Annotated in this window: 23 protein-coding genes and 1 other RNA gene; 6 read left to right on the plus strand and 18 right to left on the minus strand. The window is 38.1% G+C overall.

All coding sequences use genetic code 11. The features are described 5' to 3' along the window. Positions 1 to 52 precede the first annotated feature (52 nt). Complete coding sequence (locus ACTJKC_RS20760) at positions 53 to 931, plus strand: polyphosphate kinase 2 family protein (RefSeq protein WP_440794934.1); 879 nt, start codon at positions 53 to 55, stop codon at positions 929 to 931. Here ACTJKC_RS20760 and rnpB read toward each other — a convergent pair. The 12 genes from rnpB to ACTJKC_RS20820 all read right to left on the minus strand — a co-directional run bounded on the left by rnpB (position 931) and on the right by ACTJKC_RS20820 (position 8,187). Next, an RNA gene (rnpB, locus tag ACTJKC_RS20765) (RNase P RNA component class A) lies at positions 931 to 1,311 on the minus strand. The two genes, ACTJKC_RS20760 and rnpB, sit on opposite strands and share 1 nt — an antisense overlap. A gap of 47 nt (positions 1,312 to 1,358) precedes the next feature. Continuing rightward, entirely contained in the window at positions 1,359 to 1,817 is a 459-nt protein-coding gene (locus ACTJKC_RS20770; RefSeq protein WP_440794936.1) for a DUF3368 domain-containing protein, read from the minus strand. Beyond that, entirely contained in the window at positions 1,801 to 2,028 is a 228-nt protein-coding gene (locus ACTJKC_RS20775) for a UPF0175 family protein (protein WP_440794938.1), read from the minus strand. Before ACTJKC_RS20775 ends, ACTJKC_RS20770 begins: the two co-directional genes overlap by 17 nt. 23 nt (positions 2,029 to 2,051) lie before the next feature. After that, complete coding sequence (locus ACTJKC_RS20780; protein WP_440794940.1) at positions 2,052 to 2,474, minus strand: c-type cytochrome; 423 nt, start codon at positions 2,472 to 2,474, stop codon at positions 2,052 to 2,054. 177 nt (positions 2,475 to 2,651) lie between these two features. Continuing rightward, positions 2,652 to 3,302: an SCO family protein gene (locus ACTJKC_RS20785; protein WP_440794942.1), complete on the minus strand. Its 651-nt coding sequence runs from the start codon at positions 3,300 to 3,302 to the stop codon at positions 2,652 to 2,654. A gap of 452 nt (positions 3,303 to 3,754) precedes the next feature. Beyond that, positions 3,755 to 4,186 carry a hypothetical protein gene (locus ACTJKC_RS20790; RefSeq protein ID WP_440794944.1) on the minus strand — a complete coding sequence of 144 codons (432 nt, stop codon included), beginning with the start codon at positions 4,184 to 4,186 and terminating at the stop codon, positions 3,755 to 3,757. Positions 4,187 to 4,197: 11 nt separating this feature from the next. Then, the gene (locus ACTJKC_RS20795; RefSeq protein WP_440795002.1) at positions 4,198 to 5,175 is read right to left on the minus strand and encodes a transporter; all 978 of its coding nucleotides are present in this window, start codon (positions 5,173 to 5,175) and stop codon (positions 4,198 to 4,200) included. Beyond that, positions 5,138 to 6,175 carry a cytochrome-c peroxidase gene (locus tag ACTJKC_RS20800; RefSeq protein WP_440794946.1) on the minus strand — a complete coding sequence of 346 codons (1,038 nt, stop codon included), beginning with the start codon at positions 6,173 to 6,175 and terminating at the stop codon, positions 5,138 to 5,140. The genes ACTJKC_RS20795 and ACTJKC_RS20800 overlap by 38 nt, the downstream gene beginning before the upstream one ends. Continuing rightward, the gene (locus ACTJKC_RS20805; protein WP_440794948.1) at positions 6,176 to 6,946 is read right to left on the minus strand and encodes an MbnP family protein; all 771 of its coding nucleotides are present in this window, start codon (positions 6,944 to 6,946) and stop codon (positions 6,176 to 6,178) included. 200 nt (positions 6,947 to 7,146) lie between these two features. Continuing rightward, positions 7,147 to 7,518 carry a hypothetical protein gene (locus ACTJKC_RS20810; protein WP_440794950.1) on the minus strand — a complete coding sequence of 124 codons (372 nt, stop codon included), beginning with the start codon at positions 7,516 to 7,518 and terminating at the stop codon, positions 7,147 to 7,149. Between the two features lie 85 nt (positions 7,519 to 7,603). Beyond that, positions 7,604 to 7,978, minus strand: coding sequence for a type II toxin-antitoxin system VapC family toxin (locus tag ACTJKC_RS20815; protein WP_440794952.1), 375 nt, complete (start codon positions 7,976 to 7,978; stop codon positions 7,604 to 7,606). Beyond that, complete coding sequence (locus ACTJKC_RS20820; RefSeq protein WP_440794954.1) at positions 7,978 to 8,187, minus strand: hypothetical protein; 210 nt, start codon at positions 8,185 to 8,187, stop codon at positions 7,978 to 7,980. The genes ACTJKC_RS20815 and ACTJKC_RS20820 overlap by 1 nt, the downstream gene beginning before the upstream one ends. A gap of 259 nt (positions 8,188 to 8,446) precedes the next feature. Here ACTJKC_RS20820 and ACTJKC_RS20825 point away from each other — a divergent pair, with 259 nt between their 5' ends. After that, positions 8,447 to 9,178 carry a hypothetical protein gene (locus ACTJKC_RS20825; RefSeq protein WP_440794956.1) on the plus strand — a complete coding sequence of 244 codons (732 nt, stop codon included), beginning with the start codon at positions 8,447 to 8,449 and terminating at the stop codon, positions 9,176 to 9,178. A 155-nt stretch (positions 9,179 to 9,333) separates the two neighbouring features. On the opposite strand, the gene ACTJKC_RS20830 is transcribed toward ACTJKC_RS20825, so the two are convergent. Next, on the minus strand, positions 9,334 to 11,070 hold the full coding sequence (locus ACTJKC_RS20830) for a phospho-sugar mutase (RefSeq protein ID WP_440794958.1): 1,737 nt from the start codon (positions 11,068 to 11,070) through the stop codon (positions 9,334 to 9,336). A 340-nt stretch (positions 11,071 to 11,410) separates the two neighbouring features. On the opposite strand from ACTJKC_RS20830, the gene ACTJKC_RS20835 reads away from it, so the two are divergent. Genes ACTJKC_RS20835 through ACTJKC_RS20845 form a run of 3 tightly spaced genes read left to right on the plus strand, consistent with a single transcriptional unit; the run spans position 11,411 to position 13,199 of the window. Continuing rightward, positions 11,411 to 12,724, plus strand: coding sequence for an aspartate kinase (locus ACTJKC_RS20835; RefSeq protein WP_440794960.1), 1,314 nt, complete (start codon positions 11,411 to 11,413; stop codon positions 12,722 to 12,724). 18 nt (positions 12,725 to 12,742) lie between these two features. Further along, positions 12,743 to 12,949 carry a 2-oxoisovalerate dehydrogenase gene (locus ACTJKC_RS20840; protein ID WP_344851871.1) on the plus strand — a complete coding sequence of 69 codons (207 nt, stop codon included), beginning with the start codon at positions 12,743 to 12,745 and terminating at the stop codon, positions 12,947 to 12,949. Between the two features lie 16 nt (positions 12,950 to 12,965). After that, positions 12,966 to 13,199: a type II toxin-antitoxin system HicA family toxin gene (locus tag ACTJKC_RS20845; RefSeq protein ID WP_440794962.1), complete on the plus strand. Its 234-nt coding sequence runs from the start codon at positions 12,966 to 12,968 to the stop codon at positions 13,197 to 13,199. 2 nt (positions 13,200 to 13,201) lie between these two features. Here ACTJKC_RS20845 and ACTJKC_RS20850 read toward each other — a convergent pair whose 3' ends face one another. Further along, complete coding sequence (locus tag ACTJKC_RS20850) at positions 13,202 to 13,366, minus strand: hypothetical protein (RefSeq protein ID WP_440794963.1); 165 nt, start codon at positions 13,364 to 13,366, stop codon at positions 13,202 to 13,204. A 165-nt stretch (positions 13,367 to 13,531) separates the two neighbouring features. On the opposite strand from ACTJKC_RS20850, the gene lysA reads away from it, so the two are divergent. Continuing rightward, on the plus strand, positions 13,532 to 14,701 hold the full coding sequence (lysA, locus tag ACTJKC_RS20855) for a diaminopimelate decarboxylase (RefSeq protein WP_440794965.1): 1,170 nt from the start codon (positions 13,532 to 13,534) through the stop codon (positions 14,699 to 14,701). A 148-nt stretch (positions 14,702 to 14,849) separates the two neighbouring features. Here the strand turns inward: lysA and ACTJKC_RS20860 are convergent, their stop codons facing one another. The 4 genes from ACTJKC_RS20860 to ACTJKC_RS20875 are packed head-to-tail and all read right to left on the minus strand — an operon-like array spanning position 14,850 to position 20,707. Further along, positions 14,850 to 15,545: an ABC transporter ATP-binding protein gene (locus ACTJKC_RS20860; RefSeq protein WP_440794967.1), complete on the minus strand. Its 696-nt coding sequence runs from the start codon at positions 15,543 to 15,545 to the stop codon at positions 14,850 to 14,852. A gap of 13 nt (positions 15,546 to 15,558) precedes the next feature. Next, positions 15,559 to 17,814, minus strand: coding sequence for a TonB-dependent siderophore receptor (locus ACTJKC_RS20865; RefSeq protein ID WP_440794969.1), 2,256 nt, complete (start codon positions 17,812 to 17,814; stop codon positions 15,559 to 15,561). Between the two features lie 36 nt (positions 17,815 to 17,850). After that, positions 17,851 to 19,275, minus strand: a complete 1,425-nt coding sequence (locus tag ACTJKC_RS20870) for a DUF3526 domain-containing protein (protein WP_440794971.1) — start codon at positions 19,273 to 19,275, stop codon at positions 17,851 to 17,853. Continuing rightward, positions 19,262 to 20,707 carry a DUF3526 domain-containing protein gene (locus tag ACTJKC_RS20875; RefSeq protein WP_440794973.1) on the minus strand — a complete coding sequence of 482 codons (1,446 nt, stop codon included), beginning with the start codon at positions 20,705 to 20,707 and terminating at the stop codon, positions 19,262 to 19,264. The genes ACTJKC_RS20870 and ACTJKC_RS20875 overlap by 14 nt, the downstream gene beginning before the upstream one ends. Positions 20,708 to 20,794 lie beyond the last annotated feature (87 nt).

Below are 20,794 nucleotides of genomic sequence, written 5' to 3' on the forward strand. Positions count from 1 at the left end.
AGTTCTATATTTAAATTACAGATGCATCTATTTATCTAAATAATACATGATTATGAAAAACGAATTTAAAGGCTTAATTGTACAGGGAGATAAGAAGTTTTCCTTAAAAAATCATAAAACCGACTTTACTGGCGGATACAATAAGGAAAAAGCTAAAGATGCATTGGTAAATTCTAAAATTGAGCTCAATCATCTTCAGGAGCGATTGTATGCATCAGGAAAACACTCGCTGCTGATTGTTTTTCAGGCGATGGATGCAGCCGGGAAAGATAGTGCTATTGAGCATGTAATGAGTGGTTTAAATCCACAGGGATGCCAGGTGTATAGTTTTAAAGTTCCTACATCTGAAGAATATGAGCATGATTTTTTGTGGAGACATTATAAAGCTTTGCCAGAGCGCGGAAGGATTGGCATCCATAACCGTTCGCATTATGAAAATGTATTGGTTTGCAAGGTACACCCTGAATATATTTTGAGTGAAAACATACCGGGTTTTGCGGATGTAAAAAAGATTAATAAAAATTTTTGGCAACAACGTTATAAAAGCATCAAAAACTTTGAGGAGCATTTAACGGCTAACGGAACGGTAATTATAAAATTCTTTTTAAATGTAAGCAAGGCTGAACAGAAACAACGCTTTTTAGATAGAATAGAAGACCCGACTAAAAACTGGAAATTCTCTTCGGGCGATATTAAAGAAAGGGCTTTGTGGGATAAATATATGGAAGCTTACGAGCATACGATTAACGAAACCAGTACAACCGATGCTCCATGGCATATTATACCGGCTGATAAAAAATGGTTTACCCGATTGGCGATTAGTGAAATTATTGTTGATAAATTAAAAGAGTTAGATCTTAAATTTCCGGTATTGGGAGAAGATGAAACAGCCAAGCTGAGTGAGACAAAGAATATTTTGCTGAGTGAATAAAAAAATGCAGGTCTGTAAGCCGGGTTCTGTTCCTGATTGCTCAGGCTTCTATCATTTATCCACTATAAACGTTGCCGTTTATCTCTAACGACCTACCCACTAACATCGGACGGGCAGCCCTACGTACGTTAGCCTATTTGGTCTTTCAACTCCCGGGGTTTACAAACCACTGCAGTCGCCTGCAATGCTCGTGCGCTCTTACCGCACGTTTTCACCCTTACCACAACATAAAGTCGGGGCGGTATATTTTCTGCTGCACTAATCCGTGGCCCAGGTTTTCATTCCTGAACCCCTTTCCGTTAGAAAGCGGGATGCCCTGCGTTGCCCGGACTTTCCTCTCTTCCGGTTTTACCCGAAACAGCGATAGAACAACCTGCATTTTGCGCAAAGATGGTGTTTTTATTCATATTATCACAATGTGACAATCCTATTCGTTAGCTAGTGCATATATTTCATATAAGACTTTTTGAGAAAACCTAAAATTGGTTTGTTGTATTTTTTGGAAAATAGGTTTTACCGAAGTAATGTGGCCAACATTTTTTGCCTTTAAAATTATGCCTAATGTGCCTGTATAAAGAAGGTTTAACCGCTCGGCTGCTTTTCTGCCTTTGTTATCATCTAATATGAGGAGAGAACTTTCTGATTCCATGGCTAATGCAATGGCGCTTGCCTCACCGGCATCAATATCAAGAGAATTTTGAAAGGAAATGTTTTTTGGGGTTCTGATTTCAATCCATTCAGGTAAAGGAGAACCGAATTCGGCTAAAATAGTAGGAGTAGTTACGATTTGTGAAAAAAGAGACCTTAAAAGATTAAGCTCTCCGATATTTTCTAATAAAATAAAGCAGGTTGTATCAGCGATTACAATTTCATATTTTCTCTGCATCGCTTAACATTTCTGAAACAGAATAATTAAGTAATGAAACGCCGTAATCAGAAAGTAATTCGGAAAAGGCACGTTTAGGTAAATCAGCCATAGCGGCCGCCTGACCTAATGATAACTTTCCGGATTCGTAAAGTTTTGCTGCGATGAAACGTACAGTATCATGCTCATGTTTGCCTAAGCTATCGGGAACTTGAAGAGTTATCGTTGTCATACCTTAAATATACGAAATAATATTTATTTACAAGCCTGCAAATCTTTCGAAACCTTGGTATAAGGTACAAATCCTTGCTTATTTCCAAACGAATTGGTTACAAAAACCATTACCTGCGCTACATCAATATCAGCCAGTTCGGGGAAAGCTGGCATTTTTTCCTTGTATTCTTTTCCGTGAACGATCAATGTTTCGTTCGCGCCATTTTTGATAAAACAGGCCAAACGCGTTTTGTTTGTTTTTAGAAAAACGGAATCGGTTAGGGGTGGCGCAAGCTCACCCAAGCCTTCGCCATTTTCTCCATGGCAGTTCTGGCATTTGGCTTTATAAATATCTTTACCGTTCGACATGTAATTTTGAAGATCAATAGTCTCCTGATTCTGGCAGGAAACAATTATACCGATAATGGAAAGGAAAAAAATAGAATTAATGATGTACTTGCGCATTTATGTCTGTTAGTTTTTAACCACAGATAAGCACAGATGAACACAGATTTTTGTTATTTATCTGTGTTCATCCTCTATATCTGTGGTTAAAATATTATTTATGTAATGCCTAGGAAGCATGAAATGTGTAAATAAAATAGCATTATTTCGTTCTATTCCGTACCTCCGTGGCTGATCTTACCTTTTATACTCCGCCAATAAAACCGGAATATCTTTTTTTAATTGTTCTACCTGATCTTCTTTGGTACCATCATAAGCACCACGAATACGCCTGTCTTTATCAATTAAAACCAGGTAACCCTGATGGATATAACCATCTTTAGCAGTACTGTCTTCTCCTACAGCCACCAAATAATTCTTTTCAGCCAAGGTGTACACGCTATCTTTAGTACCATAAAGAAATAACCATTTCGGGCCATCAACGCCTAATTTTTGAGCATATTTCTTTAAAACATGAGGTTTGTCGTATTTAAAATCGATGGTATGCGATACAAACATCACATCAGGGTTGGTTTTAAAGTCGTTATAAACCGTCATTAAATTGCGATGCATGGTAGGGCAGATGGTGGTGCAGGAAGTAAAAAAGAAATCAGCTACATAAATTTTTCCATCCGTGGCCTTGTTGGTTGTTACAACACTATCCTGATTCAGGAAAGACCAATCTGGAATGGTTTGATATACCGTATCGATTTTTTCTACACCAGCGGCATCTTTAACGGTTTCGGCATGTCGTTCGCCATAAAACGGAAGTTTTCTGTCTTGTTGGCATGAGGTAAATATGGAAATAGCCAAAAGGGCTGTTGCAAAATAAGCAGTGATTTTATTCATGATTTTATTTTAAAATGTAAATATACGAGGTAATTTTGTCTAGAACGTTAATTCATTTGAAAAGTCCGGGGTCAGGTGTCCGAAAGTTAGAAGTTTAGGTGATTAAAATATACAATTCCATATCATCGGACTCCTAACTTATTTTTGTTAATTGTTGGAAAAGTCCGGGGTCAGGTGTCCGAAAGTCGGAAGTTTGGGTGATTAAAATATACGATTCCATATCATCGGACTCCTGACTTATTTTTGTTAATTGTTGGAAAAGTCCGGGGTCAGGTGTCCGAAAGTTAGAAGTTTGGGCGATTAAAATATACGATTCCATATCATCGGACTCCTGACTTATTTTCTTGTTAATTGTTGGAAAAGTCCGAAGTCGGATGTCCGAAAGTCAGAAGTTTGGGCGTTTAAAATATGGCTCAATATCTTCTGACCTCCGACTATCGGACCTCCGACTTCTACTTTACGTGGTACGTTTTAATTAATGAATCCGATTCTCGCGTAACCTTGATGTAACCATCTTCAACGGCCCTTATTTTAACCATTTCTGCTTTATAATAATCAAGATCATCCTGTTCTGTTTTTCCTTTAAAATCATCTTTAAAGAAATGCATCCAATCCATCATTTTCTCATCTGCGGCATTTAATCGCGTAATCAAATCGTTGATTTTATGTCTTTGCAGTGTTGAATCCTGGGCAAGTTTAACCTGACCGGAAATCAGGATTTGATCTAACTTCATCTTATTTTTCATTACCTTCTCTCCATCTATCATGAGTTTATCATGGATATTTAGCACTTCTTTGCGTATTGCTTTCGAATCGGGTTCTGCTTTGCAAGAAAAAAGCAAGACTGCTACAAGACTGAATAGTGCAATGTTTAATCTGTTCATATTGTTGTGATTTAAAAATTATAGGTAATTCCGACATATACTTTTCCGGCACTCATCGGGTGATCGGTTTCAGCTTCCCAGATATTCTTCTGGATACCTGCATTTAGTGCGACATTCTTATAAAAAACATCTACACCCGCGCCACCCATCAGGTTATTCATTACATGTTCTCCGGTTTTTTGACCTTTATATTTTTCTCCGGCAGAGTATTCATAAAAAAGCTGTGCTGATGGCATTAGCTGAACATCCTTTCCAATCCTTTGGGTATAAAAAATATTCAGGAAACTGGTGGTACTATTCGCAATGCCTTCGTAGCGGTTGTTGGTGCCATTAACTTTATAAGAGGTATTTAAACTTGCCCCAAACTTACCCAGGCCAACCATGTAATTGAGGTACACAAAACCATCAGTACTGCCTGTTCCGGCCTGCATGAGAGATGAATAACGAATACCGGCGGAGTTTTTAAAATCATTTTTACCCGTTGGTAATTTGATGCCGGCTCCTGCAATCAGCTGTTGTTTAAAGTTGTCTTCGAGTTTTTGAACAAGATGATAACCCGCATATAGGTTAATATCGCCCAGGCCAGAAATAGATGAAGTATAACTATTGTAGCGCTCACTGTTCGAAACATAAGGCAAAATGGCATTGATTTCGAGTTTACTGTTGATGAAATACTTTCCCCTGATCTCTAAAGAACGGTATAATTCATAATCTCCCGGATTACCCGCATGGTTGGTGATTGGTGAATCCTGACTTCGTGCCGGAATGAAGAAACTTCCTCCGTTTGGAAATAAAGAATGCGATTGTCCATCGTAACCGTTAAATGAACGATACCGATATAAAAGACTGATGCTGTTGCGGTTATAATAGGGAGTGATTCCCATAAAACAGCCGCAGATATCACAGGCGAAGACCTGGCCGCTCATGAGCACGAAAACTAGAATTAATAGTTTACGACTCACTGTAAAGTGTGTTTTTGATAAATTCATTGTCTGTTAATGTTTTTAAAAAGGCTTTAATCTGCTCTTTTTCTGTAGAGTTTAACGGGATGCCGTTTTTTAATTGCGCATCGAGATTGGCTGAGGCTTTTACGCCCGAATTGTAATGTTCCAAAACCTCATCTAAGCTGTAAAATCGACCATCATGCATGTAGGGACTGGTATATTCAATATTGCGTAAAGTAGGCACGCGAAATTTTCCAAAGTCTGAAGCTACGCCGGTAATGTGCGAACGCCCTTCGTCTGTACTGACTAAATCTAAACCATTGCTTCGATATGAAAAATCAGTGAAAAAGGGTTCTGCATGGCAGGAAGTACATTTTTCTTTAAATAAATTATAGCCGGTCTGTTCTGTGGGGTTAAAAGAGGCACCACCTTCTTTGCGAATTACCTTATCATATTTCGAATTACCTGAAACCAGCACCGCTGTAAATTGCGTAATCGACTTCAAAATAAGCTGCGAATTGATTTCTGTTGAACCAAAGGTCTGTTTAAATAAATCAGGATAAGGTGCGGTATTTTTCAGAAATGCAACGATGGTTTCAATATCTGTACCCATTTCGCAGGCATCGGTAATGGCGTTTAATGGCGAAGTTTCGATATTTTTTACGCCACCATCCCAAAAGAATGCTTTTTGCCAGGCCAGATTAAAAAGTGGTGGCGTATTCCGCTTTCCCTGGCAGTTGTTTACACCATGGCTCACTTTATGATCCAGTTGGGTAAAAGCAGCAAATTGCTGATGGCAGCTTCCGCATGAAACACTTTTATCGGCTGACAACCTGGCTTCATAAAATAATTTCCTGCCCAGCGCAAAACCTGCATTGGTTAATTTATTGTCTTCAAAATTGTATGCCGGAGCAGGGAAATTAGCCGGAACAGAAAAGGTAATCTTCTTTTCTTCCGGTGTTACTTCATCTTCATTTTTGCTACAGGCATACATCATCGCAATGCTTAATAAAAGCACTGCGATAATGGTTATTTTCCTTAACATTTAGTTATGGATGTGATCTAAACGGAATAAACCATTTGCATAATTGTTAGCTACAATTACAGAATTTGCACCACCCATGGTAAAATTTAGCGTAGCGAAACTGATGTCGGTTTTACCAGTAAATAATGCTGCTGCGTTAACAATAAAGTGCATATTTGGCTTGCCATCGGTACGTACGCGGAGCGGATTTGCCGAATTAATTTCTGTAGTAAATGTTCTGATGGTGTTATTCGGATCGCTTACACCGCCAACATGGAAGGTAAGCTTACTGCCTGCATCTGTTGATTGTGGTGAAGTTCCTTCAAGCTTAACAAAGATGTAGCCACTGTTCCAGGTCCAGAACATGCCGTTAACCGGATCTAACGCACCTGTTTGTGCACCAGCAAAATTACGGGCATAATCTACACCAATGGTATATTCGATTTTGGTGTAATCGCCGGTTGGTACGTCTTTTAAGATAATATTTGTCGATTCTGCTTTTGAAGCATCAATTAAAAAATAACTTTCCGGAATAAGATAGCTTGATCCATCGGCTTTGCTTAATTTGATATTACTTACATAATATTTAAATACATTGATTTTAAAATCTTCGCCTTTGGCATTTTTATAAGTGGTGGTATTTAACACCAAAGGACTTCCGTTTACCTGATTTTCGAATTCCATGGTGAAAGTAGATTTGGAATCTGCAGCAACTTCATCGCTGTCTTTTTTACAAGAAGATAATAGTATAACAGGGCATAGCAATGTCAAAAAGTATTGTGATAATTTCATTTTAAGAAAATTGAATAAGTAAAAAATAATTTGCCGTCATTCTGAATGCAATGAAGAATCTCTGGAGTTGTAGCAGAAATTAACATTACAAAAGATGGCAGGATAAGTAGTTGTTATAATGAGATTCTTCGCTTCGCTCAGAATGACAAATAGTCAAGCTTTGCAATAGCATAAGCATTCACATTAAAACCATAAAATACTTAAACCGTTTTCGGTGGATGAAAAATAGAAATGGAAAGATCTTTAACCGGTTTTTCGATGTAAAGATTTTCTGAAGTGATGATGAAATAGGGAAGATGATGGTTTAAAACTACCGACTGAAATTGTGGTTCAGCCTCAGTAACTCTTTTCAGGTTTTCCTGGGCCTGTTTGTTTTTACCTTCAAGTTCTTTTAGTTTTTTAGCTAAGAAACACTGTCCGTCGCAATGCAATTCGGGATGCTCTTTGTTGATACAAAACACGCTTGTGATGTATTCCTTATTCATTTTGTAGCCAGAATAGATCGCCAGTTGCATGAAACCGTTAGAAACGGTAAATGTAATTAAAAGATATATGAGGACTTTCTTGAACATTTTAATTGCGCTGCAAAAGTATTAAAGAAAATGGATGCAGCAAAGAAAAATAAAAAAGTGGCTGATTTTTAAATATTAAGCGAAGTTAATCTTTATATAATGTAATGTTTTTTAAGAATTTAAAGTCTTTAAGATTTAGTGTGTAAAGTTCTAAATCATGAAACATTGCTGTAGATGCAATTAAGGCATCTGGAAGATTAAGATTGTGAGATAAGGAAAATTGCTCTATTAATTTTACTGCCTGTGTGGATATAGGAGAAGAAATAGGTAATACCAATAAATTATTGATATCTTTTCTGATTAAACTTAATTCATTTTTGTTTCTGGCTCCATAAAGTAATTCTGCACAGGTAACATCTGAAATTGCAACATTATTTTGGCCAATGTTTTTAAAAATTTCGATGACAATATTATTTCCTTTATAAATTTCAATAAAGATGTTTGTGTCACACAGAATCATTATCTTTTCCAGGCTTTATCGCGAAGTTCTTCCGAGTTGACATCGTAGTCACTCCAAATGCCTTTGGATAAAGAAAATTCTACTGTCTCAGTTGATTTCTCCGCATTAGTGATTCTTAATTCAGCATCAATATCCCATGATTTCAAAAAGTTTAGTAGAGCATCAATCTTGCGCTGTTCTAAATTGTCTTTTAAAATTATCTCCGTCATGATATTGTTTTTATTGTAAATATAAGAAATCTATTTTTATTGATATTTAAATGCTTGAAAATTCAACATAGAAGTGGTGTGTTTATTTCTGGCCGCAGATTTAAGTAGGACAGGAAAAACTCCTCTTATCATTTTTTAGGGGCTGTTCACCCGTATTAATTTGTGTCTCCGTAACAACAAAAACTCAGTGCTCAAACTTACCTGTGTTTTTAGTTTAAAATAAATTTTACTTATCTTGCCGTACACAAAAATGAAACCTATGAAATTACTTAAAACTATTGCGGTGATGATGGTACTGTCATCATGCGCCAAAAAAGAAGTTCCAAATGTACCGCCAACCTTTAGCGACCCGGGTTGGACCAGGCTTGAAATTGTTAATGGGAGAGAAGCCCACGCTGTTTATGGGAATATTGACGATACATTAATGGTATCTACCCTTACTGAAATTTATCAAACTACCGATCATGGTAAAACGTGGCAAAGAACAAAGGTAAATTACCAACCTACATACGGCTTCTTATCAGTTAAGGATACGATTTTTGCTCTGCAGGCCAACAGCCTTAAAGACAAAGACAATCAATTGCTTGCCACATTTAGTCAATTTTTTACGCTCGACAAAGGGTTTACCTGGAAAAGATGTACTCAATATAATGTTTCTGAAGAACGATCACAGGAATTTGCAACCATTTCTTTAGATAATCAGGTGAAAATTAAACTAAAAGAAAATTTAGAACCCATTAACGGTAATCCGGATTATAATTATATCTTAAAACGCGATATCGAAATTCTAGAACATGGATTTTCAAAGATACTTCCTGTTCCTTTTAATAACCAGATCACCAACCTACATGTAGATGAGATGGGAAGATTGTATGTCTCAGCCACGCAGAGTATCCACGATAAAATAACAGGAAAATCTGTTTCAGCTGAAAAAAATCAGCCTGCTATCATTTATATTTCTAAGAAAAACATTAAGGAATTGATTAAATAATCATCCAAACATCCTCCGTGCTAATCCGTGCCTCCCTGGCAAATAAAATAAGATGTAGCAAAACAAAAGGGTGACGGCATTAAACAAAAAACACAGATGAAACTTATTCATCTGTGTTTATCTTTTTTATCTGTGGTTAATTAGTAATAAAATAATTAGGCCTGCAAATCAGCCATTACTGCTTTAATCTTTTCTCCAAGCTGTGCATTAACTGCATCAAAATCTTTTCTATCGGCTAAAGGCGCATTTACACTGCAATAAAATTTAATTTTTGGTTCTGTACCACTCGGACGTGCTGAAACAATACTTCCATCTTCGGTAATAAACTGTAAAACATCCGAAGTCGGGTAATCCAGTTTGGTTACTTTACCTGTTGCCAAATCAGTTTCCTGGCTTAATTCATAATCTTTCAATACCGAAACTTTCGATCCACCTAATGTAGCAGGAGGATTTCCCCTGAATTTAACCATCATGGCTTTAATTTCTTCAGCACCAGATTTACCTTTTTTGGTTAATGAAACCAAATCTTCTTTATAAAGGCCATATTCTACATACATATCCAACAAGGCGTTGTATAAGCTCGCACCTTTATCTTTGTAATAGGCTGTCATTTCAGAAATAAAGGCAGCAGAAACTACTGCATCCTTGTCGCGTACCAAATCACCAATCAGGTAACCGTAACTCTCTTCGCCACCACCGATAAAATATTTTTTACCTTCCAGTTCTGTCATTAACTGACCGATGTATTTAAATCCGGTTAAAGTATTGTAATAGGTTACATTTTTCTTTTTGGCAATTTCTTCGATCAGGTTAGAAGTAACAATCGTTTTTACAATAAACTGATTGCCATCTAATTTACCACTATCCTGCCATGCTGATAACAGGTAATTAATCAATAAACTACCGGTTTGGTTGCCGTTAAGCAATACCCACTCGCCATTATTATCTTTTACTGCAATACCAACACGATCGGCATCAGGATCGGTTGCCAGTACTAGGTCAGCATCAATTTCTTTTGCCTTGTTCATCGCCAGAGTAAGGGCTTCTTTTTCCTCCGGATTTGGATAAACCACTGTCGGGAAATTTCCATCCGGTGTGCTTTGCTCTTCAACAACGGTTACATTTGTAAAACCAAACTGTTCTAAAGCTTTCGGAACCAGGGTAATTCCCGTTCCGTGGATAGGAGAATACACAATTTTTAAATCGTGTTGCCTTTTAATCGCTTCAGGAGAAATGGATAGTGCTGTAATGCCGTCTAAGTATAATTTATCTACATCTTCGCCAATCAGTTCGATATTTGCTTCAACACGATCAAATTTAACCTCGTCGATGTTTTTAATTTTATTTACCTCATCGATCACCAATTTATCATCAGGAGAGGTAAACTGACCACCGTCTGCACCATAAGCCTTGTAACCGTTATACTCTTTAGGATTATGCGATGCCGTTAACATTACTCCGCTTTTGCAACCAAAATGGCGCACCGCGAAAGATAATTCTGGCGTTGGTCTTAAGGCTTTAAAGAAATAAACATAGATGCCGTTTGCAGAAAAAACATCTGCAGTAATTTTTGCGAAATAATCAGAATTGTTACGACTATCGTGTGCAATGGCAACTTTGATTTTTTCGCCAGGATATTTATTGTTTAAATAATTTGCCAAACCCTGGGTAGCGGTGCCGATAGTGTATTTGTTAATGCGGTTAGAACCTGCACCCATAATGCCCCGTAAGCCACCTGTTCCAAATTCTAAACTTTTATAAAATGCATCGGTTAATTCGGTAGTCGCATCTTTATCTACAAGGGCCTGTATTTCTGCCTTGGTATTTTCATCATAATTTCCACTTAACCACTGATTAATTGTAGCTTGTGTTGATTGGTCAATTGCCTGCATTGAGCTGTTTTTTTAATTTAATATCTGGTGTTGAACAAATTTTAGCGGATGATGTTTGGCTGAAAGCAATTTATTTCCATCCGCCCAAATTTTATTTTGTTGAGGGTGTTGCTTTTAAGCTGCTTTTGCTTATTTTCACGCCCCGATACAATAATAAAGAAAATCCAGTATTAATGGCGGGCGATTGTAACTTTTTTAAAATAGTTTTAAACTTCAATGTTACCGCCATTTGATCCGGATAAAGTAATTGATAAAAATGAAACCATCATGATTTTTCAAACCACAGCGTGGGATGAAAACCGGATAGCTTCATCACCATTGAAAAAATAAATTTACATCGATGAAAATTTTAAAATTTGGGGGTACTTCTGTAGGTAGTCCCGAGCGCATGACGAAGTTGTTGGATATCATTAATCCAAATGAAGAGCAGATTGTAGTATTGTCAGCCGTGTCTGGTACTACAAATAGTTTAGTAGAAATTGCAAATTATTTTTTAGCCGGAGATAAGAAGAAGGGAAGCGAGTGTGTTGAAAATCTATATCAGAAATATAAAGCCTTTGTTGTTGAATTGTTGCCAGCTACCGAGTTTCAGGAGCAGGGCAATGAAGTAATCGATTATCACTTCAGTTTTTTAGCCGGATTGGCAAACGATATTTTTACTCCAATTGAAGAAAAAGTGGTGTTGGCGCAGGGTGAGTTATTATCTACAACTTTATATCATATTTATTTAAAGTCGATCGGCGTGCCATCGGTATTGTTGCCGGCTTTGGATTTTATGAAAACGGATGAAGACAATGAACCTGATATCCCTTTTACCACCAAACATTTAACACCGTTACTTGAACAACATAAAGACAATAAATTATTCATTACGCAAGGATACATCTGCCGTAACAGCTTTGGTGAGGTGGATAACCTGCGCCGCGGTGGTAGTGATTATACAGCATCATTGCTAGGTGCTGCAATTCTGGCCGAGGAAGTTCAGATCTGGACGGATATCGACGGCATGCATAATAACGATCCACGCATTGTTAAAGGCACTAAACCAATTGCGCAGTTATCATTCGATGAAGCAGCCGAATTGGCTTATTTCGGTGCGAAGATTTTACATCCGCAATCGGTTTTCCCGGCACAGAAATACAAAATCCCGGTTCGTTTATTAAATACCATGGAACCTTCTGCAGCCGGTACTTTAATTACGCATGATAGCGAAAGAGGTAAAATTAAGTCGATTGCTGCTAAAGATGGCATTACGGCAATCCGTATCCAATCTAGCAGGATGTTATTGGCCTATGGTTTCTTACGCCGCGTTTTTGAGGTTTTCGAACGTTATAAAACACCGATTGATATGATTACTACTTCTGAGGTTGCCGTATCGTTAACCGTTGATGAAACGGCTCATTTACCACAGATTATCGAAGAACTGGAAAGCTTCGGGACAGTTGAAGTGGATACCGATCACAGCATTGTGTGTGTAGTTGGCGACTTTGGTTCAGAAAAACATGGTTTTGCCAGCAGGGTTTTAGAAGGCTTAAAACACATCCCAATCCGCATGATTTCTTATGGTGGAAGTAATTATAACGTTTCGCTTTTGATTTTAAGTGAGTATAAAACCGAAGCTTTAAGAAGCCTGCACAATAGATTATTTGAATAAAAAGCTTATATTAGCATTATGAACGAGGTGTTTTTTTTGGTAGAAGAAAGTTTAGAAGGGGGCTATGTAGCCAAAGCCTTAGGTGAATCTATTTTTACTGAGGCAGAGAACATGGATGAATTGAGAATCAATATCAAAGAGGCCGTACTTTGTCATTTTGATGAAGATAAGCTGCCAAAAATTATCCGGATTCATTCTGTTAAAGAGGAACTTTTAACTGTGTAAAAATTGTTTCCTTTTTATGAAAACACCCCGTGATCTATCTGCTACAGATTTAATCAAGATACTGAAGAAATTTGGTTACGAGGTTACCCGTCAGAAAGGAAGTCATATTCGGTTATCGGTTACCGTTGGAGAAATAACACATCATGTTACCATTCCCAACCACAATCCTTTAAAATTAGGCACAACATTATCAATAGTTAGTAATGTAAGCGATTTTTTAAAAATCCCAAAAACTGAAATTTTAAAGTAAAATTATTCGAATAAGAGGAAAAAGGCACCGATGGCTACCAGCAGGCCAATAAGGATATGAAAAGCCAGAAAGCTTGGCGGTAGCAATCCATTTTTATATTTTTTGTAGGAGTTATATAAGCCTGCAGAAAGAATAACGACAATAAATATGGCAGCTGCTATCTTCATTTTTTGATAAATAAAAGGAACAAAACAATAAGGAGTAACACGATAAAAAAACGGATTTTTCCATTGTATTGTTTCCGGGTAATTCTTCCATGCTTTAAATCCAAGTAGTTACCCAAATAAATTAGCCCAAAGAATAAAATTAAAATTATAATAAGGAATCTGAACATGTTCGCCGATAAAGATATATCAAAGTTTAACAATATAGAAACGCCTTTTTACTACTATGATACCGATTTGTTGCAAAAAACCTTGCGCACCTGTGCAGATGCAGCGGCTCTGTATCAATTTCATATCCACTATGCATTAAAGGCAAATTTCAATCCGGTGCTGTTAAACCAGATCAAAGAGATCGGTTTTGGTGCTGATTGCGTGAGCGCAGGAGAGGTAAGAAGAGCTGTAGAGGTGGGTTTCGATAACAAAAAAATCGTTTTTGCGGGAGTAGGCAAATCTGATAAAGAAATAAATGATGCCCTTGATCTTGATATTTTCTGCTTTAACGTAGAATCTATCCAGGAACTGGAAGTGCTTAACGAACTTGCCGGCAAAAAAGGCAAAACGGCACAGGTGGCTATCCGCATTAATCCAAATGTTGATGCACACACCCACCACAACATTACTACAGGTTTGGATGAAAATAAATTCGGAATCAACTCATGGGACCTGCCAGAGTGTGCTGAAACCTTAAAAGCTTCGCCTAACCTAAAATTTATCGGTATCCACTTCCATATCGGTTCGCAGATTACCAATCTGGATGTATATAAAAACCTTTGCGTACGTGTTAACGAATTTGCAGCCTGGTTTGAAGATAAAGGTTTTAATCTACAGGTATTAAACGTTGGTGGCGGTTTAGGCATCGATTATTACAACCCTGATCACCAGATTCCTGATTTCGAATCATACTTCAAGATTTTTAACGAGTTTTTAACCGTTAAACCTGGTCAGGAAGTGCATTTTGAATTGGGTAGGGCATTGGTTGGTCAGTCAGCCTCATTGATTACCCGTGTACTCTACATTAAAAACGGTAAAAAGAAAAATTTTGTGGTTTTAGATGCCGGTATGACCGAATTGATGCGTCCTGCACTATATCAGGCTTACCACAAGATCGAGAATCTTAGTCAGTCCGGAGTCGGAAGTCCGGAGTCAACAGCCGTAAAATATGATATTGTAGGGCCAATCTGCGAAAGCACCGATTGCTTTGGAAAAGAAGTAGAACAACCTGAATCTTTCAGGGGCGATATTTTTGCTATCCGCAGTGCCGGAGCTTATGGAGAAGTAATGGCTTCGAAATACAACTTAAGAGATGCAATAAAATCGGTTTATAGTTACGAGATATAATTGATCCTTTAGTGACAGAGACCGTCATCTCGAGCGAAGTGCAACGTAGTCGAGAGATCTATCAAAGCAGATCTCTCTCCCGAATATTCGGGACGTTTCAGTCGAGATGACGTTTTTATTGTAAGTTTATCGCAATGACTTTTTTTGTTTAAATCGTCTCCAAATACAATTTCTGTAAATCAACTGCCGAAATATCCTTTGCATCCAGCGTATGTATTAGCGATCCCTGTCGCATAATTCCAATCCGGGTACCCACATTTACCGCGTTAAAAATATCATGTGTGGCCATAAAAATACTTCGACCATCCTGCGAAAGCTGTTTTACAATTTCGCTAAACTCATCAGTAGCTTTAGGATCGAGGCCGCTTGTGGGCTCATCCATTAAAATGGCTTTGGCGTTTTTGGCCACTGCAATGGCAATCCCCACTTTTTGTCTCATGCCTTTACTGTAACTGCTCACTCTTTTATGGAAAGCTTCAGGCTGCAAACCAGCTTGTAATAAAAATCCTTCAAGTTGATCCTTTTTATAAGTGTACCCTGCGATACGGCTAAAAAAATCGAGGTTTTCTATACTGCTAAGGTGACCATACAGCATCACCACTTCGGGGATGTAGGCTAAAAACTGTTTCGTTTGTTCGTTGCTGGGGCTAACTACCAGGCCATTTACCTTCGCTTCGCCGCTACTGGCTGCTATAAAACCCAAAAAAAGATTGATGGTTGTGGTTTTGCCTGCACCATTTTGCCCTAGTAAACAAAATACTTCTCCGGCTTCTACTTTTAAATTCAGGTTATTCAGGGCAACATACTCCTGATATTTTTTAGTTAATCCGATGGCTTCTAACATATTAAAGAAAAGATTAAAATTTCACGCCTAAAGAAAGTCTGATGGTAAATGGCTCACCCTCAATAAAGAAATAATTATTGCCTGCATATGGAAAATCAGTGGTAATATCTCCTGAAGCCATATAACGCTTGTTGGTTAAATTATCTGCAATCAGTCTCACCATGTATCTAGGATTGCTGAAACTTAGTCCTGCATCAAATTTGGTGTAATTAGGCAGGTAGGTATCGCGTTGGCTAATAGCAGAAAGTTTGGTAATGGTTGTCTGACCTGCACTGATTGAAATTTTATTATAACCTTTTAACGGAATGCTGTATTGCAGCCAGATATTAAACACCTGCTGAGGCACATCAGGCATCTTTTGGCCAATAATAGATGGATCATCAGCTGTTGGATTGAGGTTATTATCTTTGGTTATTTTAGCATCTACGTATGTATAATTTGTAATCAGCGACAGGCGATCGGTAATGTTACCAATCACATCTACTTCAAATCCATTGCTTACCACTTGTCCCAGCTGAAGATAATAGGCAATTGCGCCTGCAGAAGCTGTGTAGTTTCTGAAATCTCTTGCCGCAACATTTCTTTTTACCGTGTGGAATCCATTTACGGTAGTTAATAAACGGCCGTTAAACCAGTTCTTTTTAATCCCAATTTCTAAATTATTGCCAAGTTCAGGCTCAACAGGCTTTGATGCCGTAACGGTTTTTTGTCCGGCTTGCGGGCCATCAATGGTTTCGCTAACCACCTGACCGGTTTTAGGCACAAATGACTGATCGAACAGAAAGTAAATGGAAGATGTAGAGTCGGGCATAAAACTTAGGGCTGCGCGCGGCGAAAAAGCATGCTGCTTGTAATAATCAGGCGTACGTGGCCCCTTTGTGGTGGTTAAAATATTGCGGTTACGGTAATCTGTGTAACGCGCACCAATGGTCAGCAAAAATTTATCAAGTGTTACGTTATCATAAACATAAGCTGCAGAGTAGTGGATGTGATTTTCCTGTCTGATTGATCTTTTTGTAATGCTTACCGTATTCGGGTCTACGTAAAAATCAGGTTTACTCCTGTCAAATGGGGTAGTATTGCTCCCGTAATAGGTAGAAAGTGAGTCTTTACCAGTGGTATAATCGCTTCCGACCAATAAAGTGTGCTTAAATGCGCCTGTTTTAAATTTTCCAGATAAAAACAGATTGGTGTTGTAGGTTTCGCCAAACAGGTTCGAGTTGCTGGCAATGCGGTTGGTTTTGCCCTGATCGTTAAAACTGATTGAAGTCCGGTTATTGGCCGATACCATGTACCATTGATTGGCCGGTGCCTTCACAAAGTTTGATTGTGATGTAAGCTGCCAGTTTTCGTTAAACTTATGAACAGCACTGAACCTGAACGTATGGGTTTGCGAAACACTTAAAGGTAATCCAATCCCCGCACTAAAATTTAAACTGACCGGATCCTGCAATACATCTTTATCCTGGCGTAATTTATTGATAGAGGAACCATTTTTAACCTCTCCTCGGATGTAATTGTATTCCGCAATCAAGTAAGTGCGTGGACTGAAATTGTATTGCAGCACCGGTGCAATCACATATTTGGTGGTTTTCATGTAGTTGAGGTATGAGTCCTGATGCTGAAAAGCGGTATTGAAACGGTAAGAAAAGCCCTTGCTTTTTAAAGTGCTCCCGATATCTGCAGTGGCACGGAAAAGATTATAATTGCCACCGGTAACCTGTACATTTAATAGTTTCTCTTTTGGCGACTTCGTTACAATATTTAAAGTTCCGCCTGGTTCGCCCAAAGCACTGATAAACCCTGCCGGACCTTTAATAAATTCAAGGTTTTCTATAATGGATTCATCATCAAGGGTTGCGCCCAAAACCAGGCGGTTAGGCATCCCGTTTATGGTAGTGGCGGCATTAAATCCCCTCACTTTTATCGATGCTGAATTATCGAATGGCGAACTGTTGTAACCAAAATATACACCACTGGCATTTCTGGCCATATCTTTTAATTGTAATCCGCCTTGTTGTTGTATCAGGGCAGAAGAAATGCTGATGATGTTCTGCGGCATCTGCAACAACGGAACCTGCATTCTTAAGGTATTCGATAAGGTATCGTTTTTTAGTTTTACTGCTTTTTGACCATTAATCCTAACTTCGTTGAGCTGGCGCACTTTCGCCGTTGAATCTTGGATAGATTTGTTTCGTTTATCATGCTGGGCAAAAGCCTGTTGTAAGAAAATGATTAAAATTAAGTTGAGGTAAAGTGTTTTCTTCATTTTTGTGTAATTGATCTTGTGTATTATGGTTTGGAGTTAATTCTTGATGCGAAACTTTGCGGAAAGGAAAATGATGCAAAAACTAACGCTGAAGAGGTATGTAATACCCGCTAAAATGTCCTCATTTTTGTTTTTTAATGGTTTAAGTTTAAATTGAGGTAAGGTTTTTAAACCATTTAAGCTTAGTCTTTTATCTGAAATAATATAATCACTCATAAAATCTACCCATCTTTTCTGAAAAGCATTTACCTGATCCTGATAAGAGAGATAATCTTTTAGTCCGGTTTCTGCAATTCCGTTTAGCATATATTGCATTTTGCTCGCTGGGTTGAGCCAGCTCAGGCTTATAGATGCGGTGTTTTGTTTTTCCGGATACTGGTTATAGTTTTCGATACTACGTGTCATCCTTCGCCCTAAAAGGTCATAATAAGCCGCAAAGCGTTTGTTGCTGTTTTCACTTGTATCCGTTGGTAATCTTAAGTGGCGATATTTGGGGTTATTTAAGTAAAAAGTATCGATAAGAAGTTTGCGGGGCAATGCCCAAACGGCCTCGCTATTTTCTCTCAATGCGAGGGCTGCATCGGTTTTTAATGGAATTGGATGGTACAACCTGACAATGGCATTGCACAATGCAGGCAACAGCAGCAAGAAAAAACTCCATAAACCAAACAGATAAAGCGCATTATGTACGGAGCTCTGGTTCAGTCTGATAATGAAAAAAATAAGGGCAAACCAAAAGAAAAGATAAGCACTGATGCCCAGCATCCATAATATTGCGGCTGATGAATCAAAAGAAATCAGTAAGGCAGCAACTGCAAAGCCAATTATACTGAGCAACCAGGCCATTATACCTGTCAGCATAAACCTGAAAGCCAGTTTATAAGTTATAATTTTGCCAAAATATACTCCTTGTAAAGAAAGCAGTTTATCTGTTTGCTGTTCTTTTTCTTTCGACAAGGTATTATAGGTTAACGCGATGGCAAGCAAGGGGAGTAGGTAGATGATTACATAAGCAAGATCGAAATTACCGGACGCAAGCACCTCGGGATTTGAAATTTCGGCATTTGCACCCTGCATAAAATTGCGCTTGCGTGTAATTATATCATAATAGGGTGCTAAATCACGTTGTCCGATAGATAACATACTTATTGCATGAGGCTTATGGATGGCATATAAAGGGTTTTTATATTCTATTACAGCCGGAATACCAGCCTGATTAAACAAGGTTTTACCTTCTTCGGTAGTGGTATCAGCAGAAAAACCGGCCACCACCTCATCATATTTTTTTTGATATCCGCGCTGAAGGCTGTCAATGGTTGCTAATTGTTTTTGGCTAAAACGATAACCACAGTAGATGCTGTAAATGCCGGCGGCAAAGAAAAAACCGATTAAAAAAAGTATGAATTTTTGCCTGGCGAGCAGTCGCAGTTCAAATAGGAATATAGTTTTAAACAGATGCATAATTAAAGGCTATAGCGCGTGAAGCAATAAACTGAAGTAAAAGAACAAGCATTAAAATCCACCCGGTTAAAGAAAGTAAGGCTATTTTTCTGAGCTGTAATACCTGATTAAGCGGTAGTACACGATATTTGAAATCTTTAAGCTGACTGAAATATTTAGGTCCAACCGTATATTCACCTTTAACATTTTTACCATGCATGGCCAGTTGCATGTTCAACTGCCTGATGAGGTTATTGCGGTAAACCTGCGCTTGTTTAAAAAAGCTTTCATGGTGATGGTAGTCTGAGCCGGCCAAAGCCATCGAAAGGCGTTTTGTAGATAGAAAGGGATCAAAAATGCCCCACAGATTTAAAACACGTTGCTGCTGATTAAAAGTATGTTCAACTTCCCTGAAATAATGATTAAAAGCCATGGTGCGATAATCTTCATGAAACTGAAGCGTTAAGCCTTCAATATTAAACGGCAGCGCAGAAACACTATCCACCTGATATTTCTTTAACAAAGCGTTAATGTAGCGCTCGCCACGAACATTATAAGGATCTTTTCCATTTAATCCTTTTCTATAACCTCGCTCAACTAAATCACTAAATGCAGCCCGCGACATTAATGGATAACTGCGATCGGCCATACCAGTAATTACTTTCGGAAATATAATGCTCATGAAGATCCAGAAACACAAGGCACCCAGCAATGCTTTCCCTGAATGATTGCTTATGGCCGAAATGATAGTACCTGCCAGGGCAATAAGCAAATAGTACAATAAGAAAGTAATGAGTATCCATAGCAACCGGGTTAAAAGCAAAGCCGAATCTCCCGAGCATAAAACAGCTATGGTCATTAATAAAAAAAGGGGAAATATAATCATCACAATTATCAGGTAATTGGCCCAAACCTTTGCCCAGATAATTTTACGGCTGCTTAAGCCCTGTGCCAAAAGCATTTTAAGTGTGCCGCTTTCTTTCTCACTGGTAATGCTGGTGGAAGTGTTAAACAAAAGAAATAACGGAATTAGCAACTGTAAAATAAGTGCGAAAGTAAGGTTGCCAAAACGCATAGCCGTGTCGTTGTTTTCCGCTTCGCTATTGCTGATTTCGTGCTGAATGTGGGCTTCTATCCGGTAAGTATTTCCCGTGTAGTCGTTAATTCCCGTATCAAATACATTCAGAATATTAACAGGCTTAAAGAGGTAGGTTCCAAAATGGGCTGCATCATGCGGATTGCGTTGTTGATGTTCCCACTGCTGCCTGAATAAAGTGTTAGCTACTAATCGTTGTTTATGGCTTGTATTGTAATTTAAGAACGTACAAACTGTAGCGGCAATAAACAATAACCAGATCATGACTGCTGAAATCAGGACAGTTTTGTTCCGGTAGCATAGTAATAATTCTTTTTTGATCAGCATCTGCCAGGTGGCAAAACCTTCCGTTCTCATCTGAAATTTTGTTTTATTTAATGCATCAAAGTTGCATTATATTTTACATATTTGCAACTATATTGCATTTACTAATTTTCTTTTCTT

This window comes from Pedobacter sp. 22226, assembly GCF_052045455.1.
GTDB lineage: Bacteria > Bacteroidota > Bacteroidia > Sphingobacteriales > Sphingobacteriaceae > Pedobacter > Pedobacter jeongneungensis.